This window comes from Streptomyces sp. NPDC002926 (genome assembly GCF_053591755.1).
In genome coordinates, this window is record NZ_JBSFUK010000058.1 from 1 (window position 1) to 14,250 (window position 14,250).

The following is a 14,250-nucleotide window of genomic DNA, read 5'->3' on the forward strand; positions in this document are numbered from 1 at the left end:
CGCGCGGCTGGACGCGGAGGGCAAGCGGTACCCGAGGACCGTCGGGCTCGAGGACCATCACGCAGAGCTGCTGCCCGAGGTCGTCATCAGCATCGGTGCCGAGGGCTTCGCCAGGCTCGCTGTGAAGGCGATGCAGCCCCGGCCCAGGCCGCAGGTGTACATCGACCACATCCACGCGCCCCTGGTGTCCGTGCGCGAGCAGGCCGAGTTGGTCGTCGCGCGGCTGCGGGAGGCCGGTGCGGTCAGCTTCCGGGAGCTCGCCGCCGACGCACCCGACACCCTCACCGTCGTCGCCCGCTTTCTCGCGCTGCTTGAGCTCTACCGTGAGAAGGCCGTCATCCTGGAGCAGGAGGACGCCCTCGGTGAGCTGATGGTGCGCTGGGCCGGCGGCGGGGACGCGGAGCAGCCCCTGGTCACCGATGAATTCGATCAAGAGGTTCGCGAGAACCAGGAGCAGGAGGGGAACGCGTGAGTGATCTCAAGCCCGCGCTCGAAGCCGTTCTCATGGTCGTCGACGAGCCGGCCACCGAGGAGCACCTGGCCAAGGTCCTGGAACAGCCGCGCAGGACTGTCGCCGACGCGCTGCGGGAGCTCGCGGACGAGTACACCGTCCAGGGCCGCGGCTTCGAGCTGCGGCTCGTCGCGGGCGGCTGGCGGTTCTACACGCGGGCGGAGTACGCCGATGCCGTCGAGCGCTTCGTTCTCGACGGGCAGCAGGCGCGGCTCACCCAGGCCGCTCTGGAGACCCTCGCGGTGGTCGCGTACCGGCAGCCGGTCAACCGGTCACGCGTCTCCGCCGTGCGCGGAGTGAACTGCGACGGCGTCATGCGCACCCTCCTCCAGCGCGGTCTGGTCGAGGAGGCGGGCGCGGAACCTGAAACAGGTGCGATCCTGTACAGGACGACGAACTACTTTCTGGAGCGGATGGGCCTGCGCGGCCTGGACGAGCTCCCGGAGCTCGCGCCCTTCCTCCCCGAGGCAGAAGCGATCGAGGCCGAGACGCAAGAGGGTGTGCCGTCGTTCGATCCGGACGCACCGGACACCGACGCAGACGACAAGACGGAATTTTGATGCGAAGCAGCGGCAGGAACAGCGGAAGCGGCAACCGGGACTCCCGGGGCGCCGGTGGGAACCGGGACTCCCGGGGCGCCGGCGGGAACCGGGACTCCCGGGGTGCCGGCGGGAAGGGGCGCGACGACAAGCAGGAGCAGCGCCCCCGCCGCCCCCGGCCCGAGGAGCGCCGCTACGACGTCGGCGGCAGCCAGGGTTCCGAGGGCGGCAAGTCGGGTGGCCGCGGCGCGTCCGCCCGCGGCGGCGCCAAGGGCGGTCCGAAGGCCCCGCAGGCCGGCGGCAGGGCCGGCGCCCCGCGCCGCGGTCCGCACGGCCAGCGCGAATCCCGTCCCCGCGAGCTCGACGCCAAGATCGAACAGCGCAACCGCGACCGGTACGCCGACAAGCCGCAGATCAAGACGCCCAAGACGTTCCCCGGGGCCGAGCAGGAGGGCGAGCGCCTGCAGAAGATCCTCGCCCGGGCCGGTATGGGCTCGCGCCGCGCGTGCGAGGAACTGATCGAGCAGGCCCGTGTCGAGGTCAACGGCGAGATCGTCCTCGAGCAGGGCAGGCGCGTCGACCCGCAGAACGACGAGATCAAGGTGGACGGCCTGACGGTCGCCACCCAGTCGTACCTCTTCTTCGCGCTCAACAAGCCCGCCGGTGTCGTCTCCTCCATGGAGGACCCGGACGGTCGGCAGTGCCTGGGCGACTACGTCACCAACCGCGAGACCCGGCTCTTCCACGTCGGACGTCTCGACACGGAGACGGAGGGCATCATCCTGCTCACCAACCACGGTGAGCTCGCGCACCGCCTGACCCACCCCAAGTACGGGGTGAAGAAGACCTACCTCGCCGCGATCCAGGGACCGCTCCCGCGTGACTTGGGCAAGCGGCTCAAGGACGGAATCCAGTTGGAGGACGGCTACGCCCGCGCCGACCACTTCCGCGTCGTCGAGAACACCGGCAAGAACTACCTCGTGGAGGTCACCCTCCACGAGGGCCGGAAGCACATCGTCCGTCGCATGCTGGCCGAGGCCGGCTTCCCGGTCGAGAAGCTCGTGCGGGTCAGCTTCGGCCCGATCGCCCTCGGTGACCAGAAGTCCGGCTGGCTGCGCCGGATGACCAACACCGAGGTCGGCATGCTGATGAAGGAAGTCGGTCTGTAGAGAGCCCCGTTCACCGGGCGAAGCCCGCGGTCACTTCTGACCGCGGGCTTCTCGCATTCTTGTGTGAGCAGCCTTGTGGGACCGGCCGTTCACCTTTATAGTCAACTTGACCATAAAGGAGGCGGGCGTGAGTCTCGCGGACATCCTCGACCCCCTGCAGCAGCCGCTGTTCACCGTTCTCGACACCCCGGTGAGCTGGACCGAGGTCCTCGGCTTCGGCAGTGGCGCGCTCTGCGTCCGGCTCGTCGCCCGCCAGCACATCGCCAACTGGCCGATCGGCATCGCCAACAACCTCTTCTTCATTCTTCTCTTCACACAGGCCGGCCTGTACGCCGACGCAGGCCTGCAGGTCGTCTTCATCACCCTCGCCGTGTACGGCTGGTGGACCTGGACCCACGGGGGTGGACCAGGTCCCGGCGGACTGCCGGTGCGGCGCACCACGCGCACCGAGTGGACGTGGCTGCTCGCGGCGGGGGTGGTGGGGACTCTCGTGCTCACGCTCCTTCTCGACATCGCCACCGATTCGAGCGTCCCGTTCTGGGACGCGCTCACCACCGCCCTGTCGCTGACGGCGACGTACGGGCAGTGCCGCAAGCGCCTCGAGTCCTGGTGGCTGTGGATCGCGGCGGATGTGGTCTACATCCCGCTCTACGCCTTCAAGGAGCTCTATCTCACCTCCCTGCTGTACGTCGGCTTCATGACCCTGTGCGTCATCGGACTGCGCAGCTGGTCCCGTGATCTTGCCGCGGAGCGGCGGGAGTTGGCGGAGGCGACCGCATGAACCTCTACCGGCACGGTCTGGTGCTCGGGAAGTTCTATCCGCCGCACGCCGGACACCACCATCTCGTACGGACCGCGGCCGACCGCTGCGAGCGGCTGACCGTGCTGGTCTGCGCCGCCTCGGTGGAGTCGATTCCGCTCGCCGACCGGGTGCGCTGGATGCGCGAGGTGCATCCGGACGTACGGGTCGTGGGAGCCGTCGACGACATCCCCGTCGACCTGCACGACCCCGGCGTCTGGGAGGCGCACATGGCCGTCTTCCGCACCGCCGTCCCCGAGCCGGTCGACGCCGTCTTCACCTCGGAGCCGTACGGCCGGGAGCTCGGCCGGCGCTTCGGCGCCGAGTCCGTGTGCGTCGACCCCGACCGCACCGTCTTCCCGGTCTCCGGCACGGCCGTCCGCAAGGACCCCGTCGGCTGCTGGGACTTCCTGGAACCGCCCGTGCGTGCGGCGCTCGCCCGGCGAGTGGTGGTGCTCGGCGCCGAGTCCACGGGAACCACGACGATGGCCTGGGCGCTCGCCGAGCACTACCGGCACCGCGGCGGCGTCTGGACGCAGACCCGCTATGTGCCCGAGTACGGGCGGGAGTTCAGCGAGCACAAGCTCGCCGGGCTGCGCGCCCGGCGGCCGGGTGCCGACTGGGACGAGGTGGAGTTCACCTCGGAGGAATTTCCGCTGATCGCCCGGCGGCAGACGGAGCTGGAGGACGAGGCAGCCAGAGCGGGGTCGCCGGTGCTGTTCTGCGACACCGACGCCTTCGCCACCACGATCTGGCACGAGCGCTATCTGGGCGGCCCGAACGAGGAGGTGGCGCGGATCGCGGCGCGCGGACAGCAGCATCTGTGGCTGCTCACCGACCACCGCGGCGTCGGCTTCGAGGACGACGGCCTGCGCGACGGAGAGCATCTGCGGCCCTGGATGACCGCCCGCTTCGCCGCGGAACTGGCCCGCACCTCACGCCGGACCGTCGCGCTGACCGGCCCCCACGAGCAGCGGCTCGCCACCGCCGTCGCCGCTGTGGACGCGCTCCTCGGCGAGGGCTGGGACCTCGCCGACCCTCTCCCTACGCCCTGCGGGTGTGGGGGGACCCCCGTCCCGGAGAATCGATGAAGGACTACGACCCGGGAGCCTTCCCGCCCTTCGCGGTCACCGTCGACCTCGCCGTCTTCACCGTCCGCGAGGGCCGGCTGCATGTTCTGCTCGTCGAGCGGGGCGAGGACCCGTACAAGGGTGCCTGGGCGCTGCCCGGCGGCTTCGTACGGCCCAAAGAGTCCGCCGGTCTCGCCGCGCGACGTGAACTCGCCGAGGAGACAAGCCTGTCCCAGGACACCGTCGCCGGCCTCCACCTGGAGCAGCTGCGGACCTACAGCGATCCCGACCGCGATCCCCGGATGCGCGTCGTCTCCGTCGCGTACACCGCGCTCGTACCGGATCTGCCGGAGCCGCGCGGCGGAGGCGACGCGGCTCGCGCTCAGTGGATGCCGCTCGACTCGGCGGGCCGGCTCGCCTTCGACCACGACCTGATCCTCGCCGACGCACACCACAGGGTCGGCGCCAAGCTCGAGTACACCTGCCTCGCCACCGCCTTCTGCCCGGCCGAGTTCACCCTCGGGGAGCTCCAGCAGGTCTACGAGACCATCTGGGGTGTCGAGCTCGACCGGCCCAACTTCCGGCGCAAGGTCCTCACCACGCCCGGCTTCGTCGAGGCAGCCGAGGGTCCGCCGCGCCGTACCGGCGGCCGTGGGAAACCGGCCGCGCTGTACCGGGCGGGTGCCGCCTCCGCCCTGCACCCTCCACTCCTGCGACCGGAAGGACGGCACGCATGAACACCATGAAGACCACCAGGACCATCACCAAACAAGCAGCCACCGGCTCGCTGATCGGGCTCGCGCTCGGGGACGCGCTCGGCTACCCGACCGAGTTCGACGATGTGCCGCAGATCCTCGCGAAATGCGGGCCGTGGCGCGGGATGAACCTCCCCAGGCCCGCGATCGTCACCGACGACACCCAGATGACGCTCGCCCTGGCACGCGGGATACGCACCGCGATGGACAGCGGACTGCTCGTCGCCTCCCGGCTGACCCCGCCGGTACGCGAGGAGTTCGTCCACTGGTACCACTCCCCGGAGAACAACCGCGCCCCCGGCCACACCTGCCTGGTCGCCTGCGAGAAGCTCGACAGCGACCGGCCCTGGCAGGAGGCCAGCCAGATCGGCTCCAAGGGCTGCGGCGCCAATATGCGGGTCGCGCCGGTCGGACTCGTACCGGGGCTGAGTGAGGAACAGCGGGCGGGCGCCGCGCAGTTGCAGGCGGCCCTCACCCACGGCCACCCCACCGCGCTGGCGGCGAGCGACCTCACGGCCCGCGCCGTGTTCCTGCTGGCGCAGGGCGCGGAGCCGATGGGGCTGGTCGGACAGCTGCGCTCGTACGCGTACGAGAACCGCAGCCGTTACTACCACCACTGGCTGGGCAATCTCTGGACCTACTCGCACGACCCGACGCCCGAGGCGTTCATCGCACGCGGCTGGGACGAGTGCCTGCAGGTCCTGGAACGGCTCGCCGGCGCGCTGCGCGACCCGCAGCCCGAGGTCGACCCCTGCCTGGCGACGGGCGACGGCTGGATCGCCGAGGAGGCGCTCGCCACCGCCCTGCTCTGCTTCCTGATGTTCCCCGAGCAGCCGGCGACGGTTCTGCGCAGGGCCGCCTGCACCAAGGGCGACTCGGACTCGATCGCCTGCCTCGCCGGGGCGTTCGCCGGGGCGCATCTGGGAGCCGGCGTCTGGCCCAAGGAGTGGTCCGAGCGGATCGAGTACCGCAGCGACCTGATGTCGCTGGGCGCCCTCTGGGACTCTTGATCCATGACTGATCCGCTGGACATGGAACTCGGCCCCGTCGTCGCCGAGCAGCCCGACCCGCTCCTGTTCGCCACCGTCTCCGGGGCGCATCTGTACGGATTCCCGTCCCGGGATTCGGACGTGGACCTGCGGGGGATCCATCTGCTGCCCGTGGAGGAGCTGCTGGGGCTGAGGGAGCCGGAGGAGACCCGGTCCCGGATGTGGGACCGGGACGGCGTCGAGATGGATCTGGTCACCCACGACCTACGCAAGTTCGTACGGCTGATGCTGCGGCGCAACGGATACGTACTGGAACAGCTGCTGTCGCCGCTGGTGGTGCACACCTCGGACGCCCACACGGAGCTGGCGGAACTCGCCCCGGGCGTGCTCACCAGCCACCATGCCCACCACTACCGGGGATTCGCGAACACCCAGTGGCGGCTCTTCGAGAAGACCGGCGAGCTCAAACCGCTGCTCTACACCTTCCGCGCGCTGCTCACCGGTATCCATCTCATGCGCAGCGGCGAGGTGCAGGCGCATCTGCCCACGCTGCTCGGGGAGGTCGACGCCCCGGGCTATCTGCCCGGCCTGATCGCGGCCAAGGCGCATGCCGAGCACAGTCCGGTGTCGGGGGTCGGCCTGGAAGACGCGCGCACCGACGTGGACGCGCTGCACGCCGTGCTCGACGAGGCGCGGCTGGCCTCGCGGCTACCCGCCGAGCCCACCGCCTATGAGGCGTTGCGCGAATTCGTCGTCCGCATACGCCTGGAGGGCTGAGTTCCTGCGCGTACGGAACAGGAAGTCCTCGACCCGAGCCCGGTCCGGCCCGAGCGGCAGGGGGGAGCCCGGCGCCGCGGCGTCGGCCTCCTCGAAGAGGCGTGTCATCCACGCCTCGACCTGCGGCCACGGCACCTCGCCCCGCCTGACCTCGAGCAGCCGCTCGCGGTCGGCACCGACGTCGATCACCAGCTCGCCGGTACGCAGCAGATCGCGACAGGTGCCGAGGAGACGCAGCAGGTGCATGGCGTGCTTCCAGCGCGGGGCGCCGTGCTGCCTGATGTCCGCCGCCAGCTTCTTGCGCTGGCCGATCGCATAGCGCGCGAAGGTCTGGTGAGCCGCACGGGAGAGGAAGGCCCCCCGCAGGCCGAGCAGTTCACGGCCGGTGTCGTCGATGTGCTCGACGAGCGGGGAGTGCAGGCACTCCAGGACATTCGGGTTGGCGCGCAGCGCGAGCTCCAGGAAGCGTTCCAGCTCCCAGGAGAACTGCTCGGGTGCCGGTCCCTCGGTATGGGTCGGGGGCTTGTCGAAGCGCCAGTAGAGCGGGGCCGGGGCGAGGAAGATCCCGCGGCGATCGGTGTCGCTGTCCTCCGTGGCCAGCCCGAAGGCGCGCGAACCCATCACACAGGAGTAGATCGTGCGGTCGCGTACGAGTGCTTCGGGGGCCGGTTCGGGAGGCATGCGCGAGAGGGTACGCGAACGGGTCAGGTCAGCATGATGCTGTCCCCGGAGACGGTGATCTGCTTCGGCGGCAGCGGCCTGGGCGCGGGGCCGTCGACGACCTCGGCGCTCTCGACGCTGAACTTGCTGCCGTGGCAGGGGCAGTCGATGGTGCCGTCGGCGACCTTGTCGACCAGGCAGCCCTGGTGGGTGCAGACGGCCGAGAAGGCCTTGAACTCGCCCGACGTCGGCTGTGTGACGACGACCTTCTGGGCGTCGAAGATCTTTCCGCCGCCGACCGGGATGGCGGAGGTCTGGGCGAGCTTCTCGCCGGCCGGTGCCGAGCTCTTCGGCGGCTCGTTCGCCCCGCCGGTGTCAGGCGCCGCCGGGGTCGACCGGTCGGAGGTGGAACCGCCGCCCTCGTCGCCGTACTTGCTGCAGCCGGTCACCAGCGCGGCCGCGCCCCCCGCGCCCGCAGCAAGCACCGTACGTCGCGGAGTCTCCATGGACATCTCCCTATGTCGTGACCCCGACCGTGCGGAAGAACCACAGCGCCGAGGTCAGCCAGATCACCGTGAGCGCCGTAAAGGCGGCTCCGCCGACGACCGGCAGCAGCCAGCCAGGCAGCCGTTCCGTTCGCAGCAAGAGCATCTTGGCGCTGAAAGCGCCGAAGAAGAAGCAACCCAGCAGCGAGTGCCACATCACGCGCGTGCTGTACGTCTGATAGCCCAACGCGTACAGGCAGTGGACGGCCACGGGCACGGCGAGCAGGAAGGCGATCCGGCCCGACCAGCGGTGCAGTGCGGGGGTCCAGGAGGCTCCGCGTACGCCCGGCAGCCTGCCGTACATCGCGAGCGCCGAGCCGATCTGGACGACGGCGAAGGCGAAGGCCGCCGTGCCCAGCCAGGACTTGACGGCCCCGGTGCTGCTGAAGCCGGCGATGTTGAAGGCCGTGCCCGCCGGATCGTGCACCTTTCCGTAGGCCCCGAGACCCACCGCGACCGCGGCTGCGACGAGGGCGGGGACGAGGAAGCGTGCCGCCCCCGGGTGCGCGTGGCTGTCCTGGTTCGCCGGGAACGAAGTGGTGCGGGCGTTGGGGTCGATGGGGGGACCGAAGCTCATGACACACCTCAGGGAACGACGGGGCGGGCGGTGAGCAGGGTGCCGTTCACTGTGACGGCGCCGGAGGCAGGGTTGATCCGGGGTGCGGCGGCGGGCTTGCCGTCGCGCTTGAGGATGCCGACCTGACGGCCGTCCGGCAGAACGATCCAGCCGCCGTCGAGCTTCGCGCCGCGCACCTCGGCGGTGGCGCGGTACAGGCCGGACGGCCTGACCGCCTTGGCGGCCGTGAACTTCCAGGTCCTGTCCCGGATTTCGACCGTACCGTCGATCTTCCCGGCGCGCCGGACTCCGTCGAGCACGGCGCCGTTCTCGCCGGTGAGCCGCATGCTGCCGTCCTCCTTGACGTCGCCCTTCAGCCAGGACTCCTGGCTCCTGCCGTCACAGAAGTAACCGATCGCTTTTCCGTCGCGTACGGATACGGAGACGGCGGCGGTGCCGTCGGCCGTACGGTCCGCGTACTCGGCGTCGGGCGCCGGGGTCGGCGTGGGGGAGGGGGCCGCGGGCGGTGTCGTGCTCGTGGCGGGTGTGGATGCGGGAGCGGTCGGCGTCGCTGTGGCCCCGTCGTACGAGGACTTGGCCTTTGTCCCCGTCGTGGCGTTGAGCGAGAGCATGAAAATGCCCAGCAACAGCCCGGCCAGCAGTGTGAACAGAGGTCCTGAGGGCTTCATGGGCGGCCTTCCCCGGTGGGCAGGGCATGCGCAGACCACCATGCAACTGCACCCGCAGCGCCGCGTCCAGTCGTACGCTGCTTCACGCCCAGGGCGTGAGCTCCCGCGCATGGCCGTCCGTGTCCCGGCGCACCGCGAGCACTCCGGTAACGGCGGCCCGCTCGATCGGCCCGTACACATGCGGGAAGAGCATGTCCTCGGAACCCTCCCAGCGGACCTCGGCGCCGAGCGCGGCCTCGTCGATCAGAAGCACCAGCAGGTCGGGCACATCGCGGAACAGGCCGTCGGCGATGGCGAGCGCGGCCGGCTCGTCGGGCGAGCAGTGCACGAAGCCGTCGGTGGTCAGCGAGGACGGGGCGTACGGACGGTCCACGTCCGCCGTCCACTCGTCCACGGGCACGACATGAAAGAGCATGCCGTCAGTTGTAGCGCAGGGCCGTCGCGCGGCGGTTCGCCCAAGTGGCGGTGCGGTCCGATGTTCATCAAGTCGAGGCGGGCCCGACGCACGGACGTACGCGCCTGCCGGCGGTGTCCGCCCCCTTTGGGCGCTCCGTCTCGGAGGGCGGTCGTCGCGGCCGTGTGCCCCGGCACCTGACTACGCTGAATGGAGCACTCGCACATTAAGGAGCACGACGTGGCGGTACGAGCGGTCCGTGGAGCCGTCCAGCTGGAACGGGACGAGGCCGGACACATGGACGAGCAGGTCAGCGAACTGCTCACCGCCATCCTGGAGCGGAACGGACTCGGCGCGGACGATCTGATCAGCGTCTGGTTCACGGCCACGCCCGATCTGCACAGCGACTTCCCGGCAGCCGCGGCGCGCAAGCTCGGCATCGTCGACGTACCGCTGATCTGTGCGCAGGAGCTGGACATCGTCGGAGCCATGCCGCGCGTCGTACGGATACTCGCGCACGTAGAGTCCGAGCTGCCCAAGTCAGAGATCGCGCATGTGTACCTCGGTGCCGCGGCCGCCCTCCGCAAGGACATCGCCCAGTGAGAACCGCCGTCGTCATCGGAACCGGCCTGATCGGCACCTCCGCGGCCCTCGCTCTGGCGGGCCGCGGAGTCGCCGTGCACCTCGTCGACCACGATCCGGAGCGGGCCCGCACCGCCGCGGCGCTCGGCGCCGGGACGGACGAGCCGCTGGAGGGACGGGTCGACCTGGCGATCGTCGCCGTACCGCCGGCGCATGTCGCCACCGCGCTCGCCGAAGCGATGCGCAGCAAGATCGCCCGTGGCTACCTGGACGTGGCGAGCGTGAAGGGCGGGCCGCGCCGCGAGCTGGAGGCGCTCGGTCTCGACCTGAGCGGCTACATCGGTACGCACCCGATGGCGGGCAAGGAGCGCTCGGGGCCGCTGGCGGGCACGGCGGACCTGTTCGAGGGCCGCCCGTGGGTGCTCACGCCCACCCGCGACACGGACACCGAGGTCCTCAATCTGGCCCTGGAGCTGGTGGCGCTCTGCCGTGCCGTCCCGGTTGTCATGGACGCCGACGCGCACGACCGGGCGGTCGCCCTGGTCTCCCACACGCCCCAGCTGATCTCCTCGATGGTCGCCGCGCGTCTTGAGGAGGCGGACGACACGGCGGTACGGCTCTGTGGCCAGGGCATCCGCGATGTCACGCGGATCGCGGCCTCCGACCCCCGGATGTGGGTCGAGATCCTCTCGGCGAACCCGGGCCCGGTGGCCGATGTACTGGCCGGGGTCGCGGCGGACCTGGACGAGACGGTCCAGGCGCTGAGGGCCCTGCAGTCCTCGGACGAGTCCAAGCGCCAGGGCGGCGCGGAGGGCATCGAGGACGTCCTGCGCCGCGGCAACGCGGGCCGGGTCCGGGTCCCCGGCAAGCACGGCCAGGCCCCGGCGTCGTACGAGATCGTGGCGGTCCTGATCAGTGACCAGCCGGGGGAGCTGGCCCGTATCTTCGCGGACGCGGGCCGCGCGGGCGTCAACATCGAGGACGTCCGTATCGAGCATGCGACGGGCCAGCAGGCGGGTCTGGTGCAATTGATGGTGGAGCCGACGGCGGCGACGGTCCTGACGGCATCCCTGCGGGAGAGGGGCTGGTCGATCCGGCAGTAGTGGTCGGCCCGGTATCGGCCGGCCTGTCGGTGCCGGCTGCGTGCGGCTCCGCCATCCGTGTGTAAGGACGGTGCTGAGTACTCGGTAACCTTATGCGGGGCCCTCTGGCATTTCCGCCGGCCCACTCCGCGTACCAGGAAGGTGTCCGACACCGTGGAATCCGTGATCGTCGCCATCGATGGCCCCTCCGGCACGGGCAAGTCGAGCACCTCCAAGGCCGTCGCCGCCGCTCTGGGGCTGAGCTACCTGGACACCGGTGCGCAGTACCGGGCGATCACCTGGTGGATGATCAGCAACGGCGTCGATGTCCGGGACGCCGCCGCGATCGCCACCGCCTCCGCCAAGCCCGCCATCGTCTCCGGCACCGACCCCGCCGCCCCGACCATCACCGTCGACGGCGTGGACGCCACCGGACCGATCCGCACCCAGGACGTCACCGCCAAGGTGAGCGCCGTCAGCGCGGTCCCCGAGGTACGGGCCCGGATCACCGAGCTGCAGCGTTCCATCGCCGCGGCCGCCGAGAAGGGCATTGTCGTCGAGGGACGCGACATCGGCACCACGGTTCTCCCCGACGCGGACCTGAAGATCTTCCTGACCGCTTCGCCGGAGGCGCGCGCCGCCCGCCGCTCCGGTGAGCTGAAGGGCTCCGACGTCGTGGCCACCAGGGATGCCCTGATCAAGCGGGACGCGGCTGACTCCAGCCGTAAGACATCCCCGCTCGCCAAGGCGGACGACGCGGTCGAGGTGGACACCACCGACCTGAGCCTGCAGCAGGTCGTCGAGTGCGTCGTCACCCTCGTCGAGGAGAAGCGGGCCGCCCGGTGACCGTATCGTCCGAGAAGGGCGCGGCGATCGGCCGGAGAATCGGCATCGGGCTGATGTACGGGCTGTGGAAGCCGCGCGTGCTGGGCGCCTGGCAGGTTCCGGCGGCCGGGCCGGTGATCCTCGCGGTGAACCACTCGCACAACATCGACGGGCCGATGCTCATGGGCACCGCTCCCCGTCCCGTGCACTTCCTGATCAAAAAGGAGGCGTTCATCGGCCCCCTCGACCCGTTCCTGCTCGGAATCGGTCAGCTGAAGGTGGACCGTTCGACCGCCGACCGCACCGCCATCACCAACGCGCTGGGCGTGCTGGAGAACGGCGGAGTCCTCGGGATTTTTCCCGAGGGCACCAGGGGCGAAGGCGACTTCGCCTCGCTCCGCGCCGGGCTCGCCTACTTCGCCCTGCGCAGCGGGGCGCCGATCGTCCCGGTGGCGGTGCTGGGAAGCACCGAGCGCCGCGGACGGTTGATCAAGGCGCTGCCGCCGCTGCGCAGCAAGGTCGACGTCGTCTTCGGCGAGGCCTTCGAAGCGGGCGACGGCAGCGGCCAGCGGACCCGCAAGGCGCTGGACGACGCCACCGTACGGATCCAGGGACGGCTGACCGCCCATCTGGAAAACGCCAAGCGCCTCACCGGGCGCTAGGCGAGACTTGAGTAGTGGGCCGCGGAAAGCGGTCCATCGCCACGCGGCAGAAGCCGCACAATGTATGCGTGAACGAGGTACGGACTTCATGAACGACCAGATCCACTCCGGCGACGAGCACGGGGAGCTTGGCGACGCCGAGTACGCGGAGTTCATGGAGCTTGCCGCGGAAGAGGGCTTCGACGTCGACGACGTCGAGAACGCTATCGGGGAGGCCGGTCACGGCCCGCTGCCCGTCCTCGCTGTCGTCGGCCGCCCCAATGTCGGCAAATCGACCTTGGTGAACCGCATCATCGGCCGCCGCGAGGCCGTCGTCGAGGACAAGCCCGGCGTCACCCGCGACCGTGTCACCTACGAGGCCGAGTGGGCGGGCCGCCGCTTCAAGGTCGTCGACACCGGCGGCTGGGAGCAGGACGTCCTCGGCATCGACGCCTCCGTCGCCGCCCAGGCCGAGTACGCGATCGAGGCCGCCGACGCGGTCGTCTTCGTCGTGGACTCCACGGTCGGCGCCACCGACACCGACGAGGCCGTCGTCAAGCTGCTGCGCCGGGCCGGCAAGCCCGTCGTGCTCTGCGCCAACAAGGTCGACGGACCGAGCGGCGAGGCGGACGCGACCGCCCTGTGGTCGCTCGGTCTCGGCCAGCCGCACCCCGTCTCGTCCCTGCACGGCCGCGGTACGGGCGACATGCTCGACGCCGTCCTGGAGGCGCTGCCCGAGGCACCGGCCCAGACCTTCGGCAACGTCATCGGCGGCCCGCGCCGTATCGCCCTGATCGGCCGTCCGAACGTCGGCAAGTCCTCGCTGCTCAACAAGGTGGCGAACGAGGACCGCGTCGTCGTCAACGAGGTCGCCGGCACCACCCGTGACCCGGTCGACGAGCTGATCGAGCTCGGCGGTGTCACCTGGAAGTTCGTCGACACGGCCGGCATCCGCCGCCGCGTCCACCTCCAGGAGGGCGCGGACTACTACGCCTCGCTGCGCACCGCCGCCGCCGTGGAGAAGGCGGAGGTCGCGGTCGTACTGATCGACGCGACCGAGTCCATCAGCGTCCAGGACCAGCGGATCATCACCATGGCCGTCGAGGCGGGCCGCGCGATGGTCGTCGCGTTCAACAAGTGGGACAACCTCGACGAGGAACGCCGCTACTACCTCGAGCGCGAGATCGAGACCGAGCTCGGCCAGATCGCCTGGGCGCCGCGGGTCAATGTCTCCGCCCGTACCGGCCGCCACATGGAGAAGCTGGTCCCGGCGATCGAGACGGCGCTGGCGGGCTGGGAGACCCGGGTCCCGACCGGCCGCCTCAACGCGTTCCTCGGCGAGATCGTCGCCTCGCACCCGCACCCGATCCGCGGTGGCAAGCAGCCCCGCATCCTCTTCGGTACGCAGGCCGGCACCAAGCCGCCGCGGTTTGTGCTCTTCGCCTCCGGCTTCCTGGAGCACGGCTACCGCCGCTTCGTCGAGCGCCGGCTGCGCGAGGAGTTCGGCTTCGAGGGCACCCCGATCCACATCTCGGTGCGGGTGCGCGAGAAGCGCGGCCGCAAGAAGTGACGTAACGACGTGGGGGGGGGCGCCGCCCCGGGGGGGGGCGGGGGGGCGGCGCCGGTGGGGGCGCGGGGCGGCGGGGGCGAGGGTGTGACCGCGGGGA

The 14,250-nt window shown here is 70.7% G+C and carries 18 protein-coding genes; 13 read left to right on the forward strand and 5 right to left on the reverse strand.

The window, feature by feature from the left end:
* From ACWDZ6_RS32630 to ACWDZ6_RS32665, 8 genes are all read left to right on the forward strand, one after another.
* Positions 1-472 (forward strand): segregation and condensation protein A (locus tag ACWDZ6_RS32630; protein ID WP_451505715.1); only part of this gene is annotated, 472 nt, incomplete at its 5' end.
* 32 nt (positions 473-504) lie between these two features.
* The gene (gene scpB, locus ACWDZ6_RS32635; protein ID WP_451505726.1) at positions 505-1,071 is read left to right on the forward strand and encodes an SMC-Scp complex subunit ScpB; all 567 of its coding nucleotides are present in this window, start codon (positions 505-507) and stop codon (positions 1,069-1,071) included.
* Positions 1,071-2,219, forward strand: a complete 1,149-nt coding sequence (locus tag ACWDZ6_RS32640) for a pseudouridine synthase (protein ID WP_451505716.1) — start codon at positions 1,071-1,073, stop codon at positions 2,217-2,219. Before scpB ends, ACWDZ6_RS32640 begins: the two co-directional genes overlap by 1 nt.
* 127 nt (positions 2,220-2,346) lie before the next feature.
* Positions 2,347-3,000 (forward strand): nicotinamide riboside transporter PnuC, encoded by a 654-nt coding sequence (pnuC, locus tag ACWDZ6_RS32645; RefSeq protein WP_451505717.1) that lies wholly within the window; start codon positions 2,347-2,349, stop codon positions 2,998-3,000.
* Positions 2,997-4,109 (forward strand): AAA family ATPase, encoded by a 1,113-nt coding sequence (locus ACWDZ6_RS32650; RefSeq protein ID WP_451505718.1) that lies wholly within the window; start codon positions 2,997-2,999, stop codon positions 4,107-4,109. Before pnuC ends, ACWDZ6_RS32650 begins: the two co-directional genes overlap by 4 nt.
* Positions 4,106-4,825, forward strand: coding sequence for an NUDIX hydrolase (locus tag ACWDZ6_RS32655; RefSeq protein ID WP_451505719.1), 720 nt, complete (start codon positions 4,106-4,108; stop codon positions 4,823-4,825). Before ACWDZ6_RS32650 ends, ACWDZ6_RS32655 begins: the two co-directional genes overlap by 4 nt.
* 5 nt (positions 4,826-4,830) lie before the next feature.
* Positions 4,831-5,853, forward strand: coding sequence for an ADP-ribosylglycohydrolase family protein (locus ACWDZ6_RS32660; RefSeq protein ID WP_451505727.1), 1,023 nt, complete (start codon positions 4,831-4,833; stop codon positions 5,851-5,853).
* 3 nt (positions 5,854-5,856) lie between these two features.
* A complete protein-coding gene (locus ACWDZ6_RS32665) occupies positions 5,857-6,609 on the forward strand; it encodes a nucleotidyltransferase domain-containing protein (protein ID WP_451505720.1) in 753 nt (250 codons plus the stop codon).
* Here the strand turns inward: ACWDZ6_RS32665 and ACWDZ6_RS32670 are convergent.
* The 5 genes from ACWDZ6_RS32670 to ACWDZ6_RS32690 all read right to left on the reverse strand — a co-directional run bounded on the left by ACWDZ6_RS32670 (position 6,541) and on the right by ACWDZ6_RS32690 (position 9,474).
* Complete coding sequence (locus ACWDZ6_RS32670; RefSeq protein ID WP_451505721.1) at positions 6,541-7,290, reverse strand: nucleotidyltransferase domain-containing protein; 750 nt, start codon at positions 7,288-7,290, stop codon at positions 6,541-6,543. The two genes, ACWDZ6_RS32665 and ACWDZ6_RS32670, sit on opposite strands and share 69 nt — an antisense overlap.
* Positions 7,291-7,313: 23 nt before the next feature.
* On the reverse strand, positions 7,314-7,781 hold the full coding sequence (locus tag ACWDZ6_RS32675) for a Rieske (2Fe-2S) protein (RefSeq protein ID WP_451505722.1): 468 nt from the start codon (positions 7,779-7,781) through the stop codon (positions 7,314-7,316).
* Positions 7,782-7,785: 4 nt separating this feature from the next.
* Positions 7,786-8,391 carry a DUF6529 family protein gene (locus tag ACWDZ6_RS32680; protein WP_366734926.1) on the reverse strand — a complete coding sequence of 202 codons (606 nt, stop codon included), beginning with the start codon at positions 8,389-8,391 and terminating at the stop codon, positions 7,786-7,788.
* Between the two features lie 8 nt (positions 8,392-8,399).
* A complete protein-coding gene (locus ACWDZ6_RS32685) occupies positions 8,400-9,059 on the reverse strand; it encodes a hypothetical protein (protein WP_451505723.1) in 660 nt (219 codons plus the stop codon).
* 82 nt (positions 9,060-9,141) lie between these two features.
* Positions 9,142-9,474, reverse strand: coding sequence for a DUF952 domain-containing protein (locus tag ACWDZ6_RS32690; protein WP_451505724.1), 333 nt, complete (start codon positions 9,472-9,474; stop codon positions 9,142-9,144).
* A gap of 219 nt (positions 9,475-9,693) precedes the next feature.
* On the opposite strand from ACWDZ6_RS32690, the gene aroH reads away from it, so the two are divergent.
* From aroH to der, 5 genes are all read left to right on the forward strand, one after another.
* Positions 9,694-10,056, forward strand: coding sequence for a chorismate mutase (gene aroH, locus ACWDZ6_RS32695; protein WP_326648975.1), 363 nt, complete (start codon positions 9,694-9,696; stop codon positions 10,054-10,056).
* Complete coding sequence (locus ACWDZ6_RS32700; protein ID WP_326648973.1) at positions 10,053-11,138, forward strand: prephenate dehydrogenase; 1,086 nt, start codon at positions 10,053-10,055, stop codon at positions 11,136-11,138. The genes aroH and ACWDZ6_RS32700 overlap by 4 nt, the downstream gene beginning before the upstream one ends.
* Positions 11,139-11,279: 141 nt before the next feature.
* The gene (gene cmk / locus ACWDZ6_RS32705) at positions 11,280-11,963 is read left to right on the forward strand and encodes a (d)CMP kinase (protein WP_389183309.1); all 684 of its coding nucleotides are present in this window, start codon (positions 11,280-11,282) and stop codon (positions 11,961-11,963) included.
* Positions 11,921-12,604 (forward strand): lysophospholipid acyltransferase family protein, encoded by a 684-nt coding sequence (locus ACWDZ6_RS32710; RefSeq protein ID WP_451505725.1) that lies wholly within the window; start codon positions 11,921-11,923, stop codon positions 12,602-12,604. The genes cmk and ACWDZ6_RS32710 overlap by 43 nt, the downstream gene beginning before the upstream one ends.
* Positions 12,605-12,692: 88 nt before the next feature.
* Positions 12,693-14,153 (forward strand): ribosome biogenesis GTPase Der, encoded by a 1,461-nt coding sequence (der, locus tag ACWDZ6_RS32715; RefSeq protein WP_366734931.1) that lies wholly within the window; start codon positions 12,693-12,695, stop codon positions 14,151-14,153.
* Positions 14,154-14,250 lie beyond the last annotated feature (97 nt).

Excerpts from the sequence above, each read along its gene's own strand:
- scpB (WP_451505726.1), top strand. The coding sequence starts at position 505 with ATGGTCGTCGACGAGCCGGCCACCGAGGAGCACCTGGCCAAGGTCCTG.
- ACWDZ6_RS32640 (WP_451505716.1), top strand. The coding sequence starts at position 1,071 with ATGCGAAGCAGCGGCAGGAACAGCGGAAGCGGCAACCGGGACTCCCGG.
- ACWDZ6_RS32650 (WP_451505718.1), top strand. The coding sequence starts at position 2,997 with ATGAACCTCTACCGGCACGGTCTGGTGCTCGGGAAGTTCTATCCGCCG.
- ACWDZ6_RS32655 (WP_451505719.1), top strand. The coding sequence starts at position 4,106 with ATGAAGGACTACGACCCGGGAGCCTTCCCGCCCTTCGCGGTCACCGTC.
- ACWDZ6_RS32660 (WP_451505727.1), top strand. The coding sequence starts at position 4,831 with ATGAAGACCACCAGGACCATCACCAAACAAGCAGCCACCGGCTCGCTG.
- ACWDZ6_RS32665 (WP_451505720.1), top strand. The coding sequence starts at position 5,857 with ATGACTGATCCGCTGGACATGGAACTCGGCCCCGTCGTCGCCGAGCAG.
- ACWDZ6_RS32670 (WP_451505721.1), bottom strand. The coding sequence starts at position 7,290 with ATGCCTCCCGAACCGGCCCCCGAAGCACTCGTACGCGACCGCACGATC.
- ACWDZ6_RS32675 (WP_451505722.1), bottom strand. The coding sequence starts at position 7,781 with ATGTCCATGGAGACTCCGCGACGTACGGTGCTTGCTGCGGGCGCGGGG.
- ACWDZ6_RS32680 (WP_366734926.1), bottom strand. The coding sequence starts at position 8,391 with ATGAGCTTCGGTCCCCCCATCGACCCCAACGCCCGCACCACTTCGTTC.
- ACWDZ6_RS32685 (WP_451505723.1), bottom strand. The coding sequence starts at position 9,059 with ATGAAGCCCTCAGGACCTCTGTTCACACTGCTGGCCGGGCTGTTGCTG.
- ACWDZ6_RS32690 (WP_451505724.1), bottom strand. The coding sequence starts at position 9,474 with ATGCTCTTTCATGTCGTGCCCGTGGACGAGTGGACGGCGGACGTGGAC.
- der (WP_366734931.1), top strand. The coding sequence starts at position 12,693 with ATGAACGACCAGATCCACTCCGGCGACGAGCACGGGGAGCTTGGCGAC.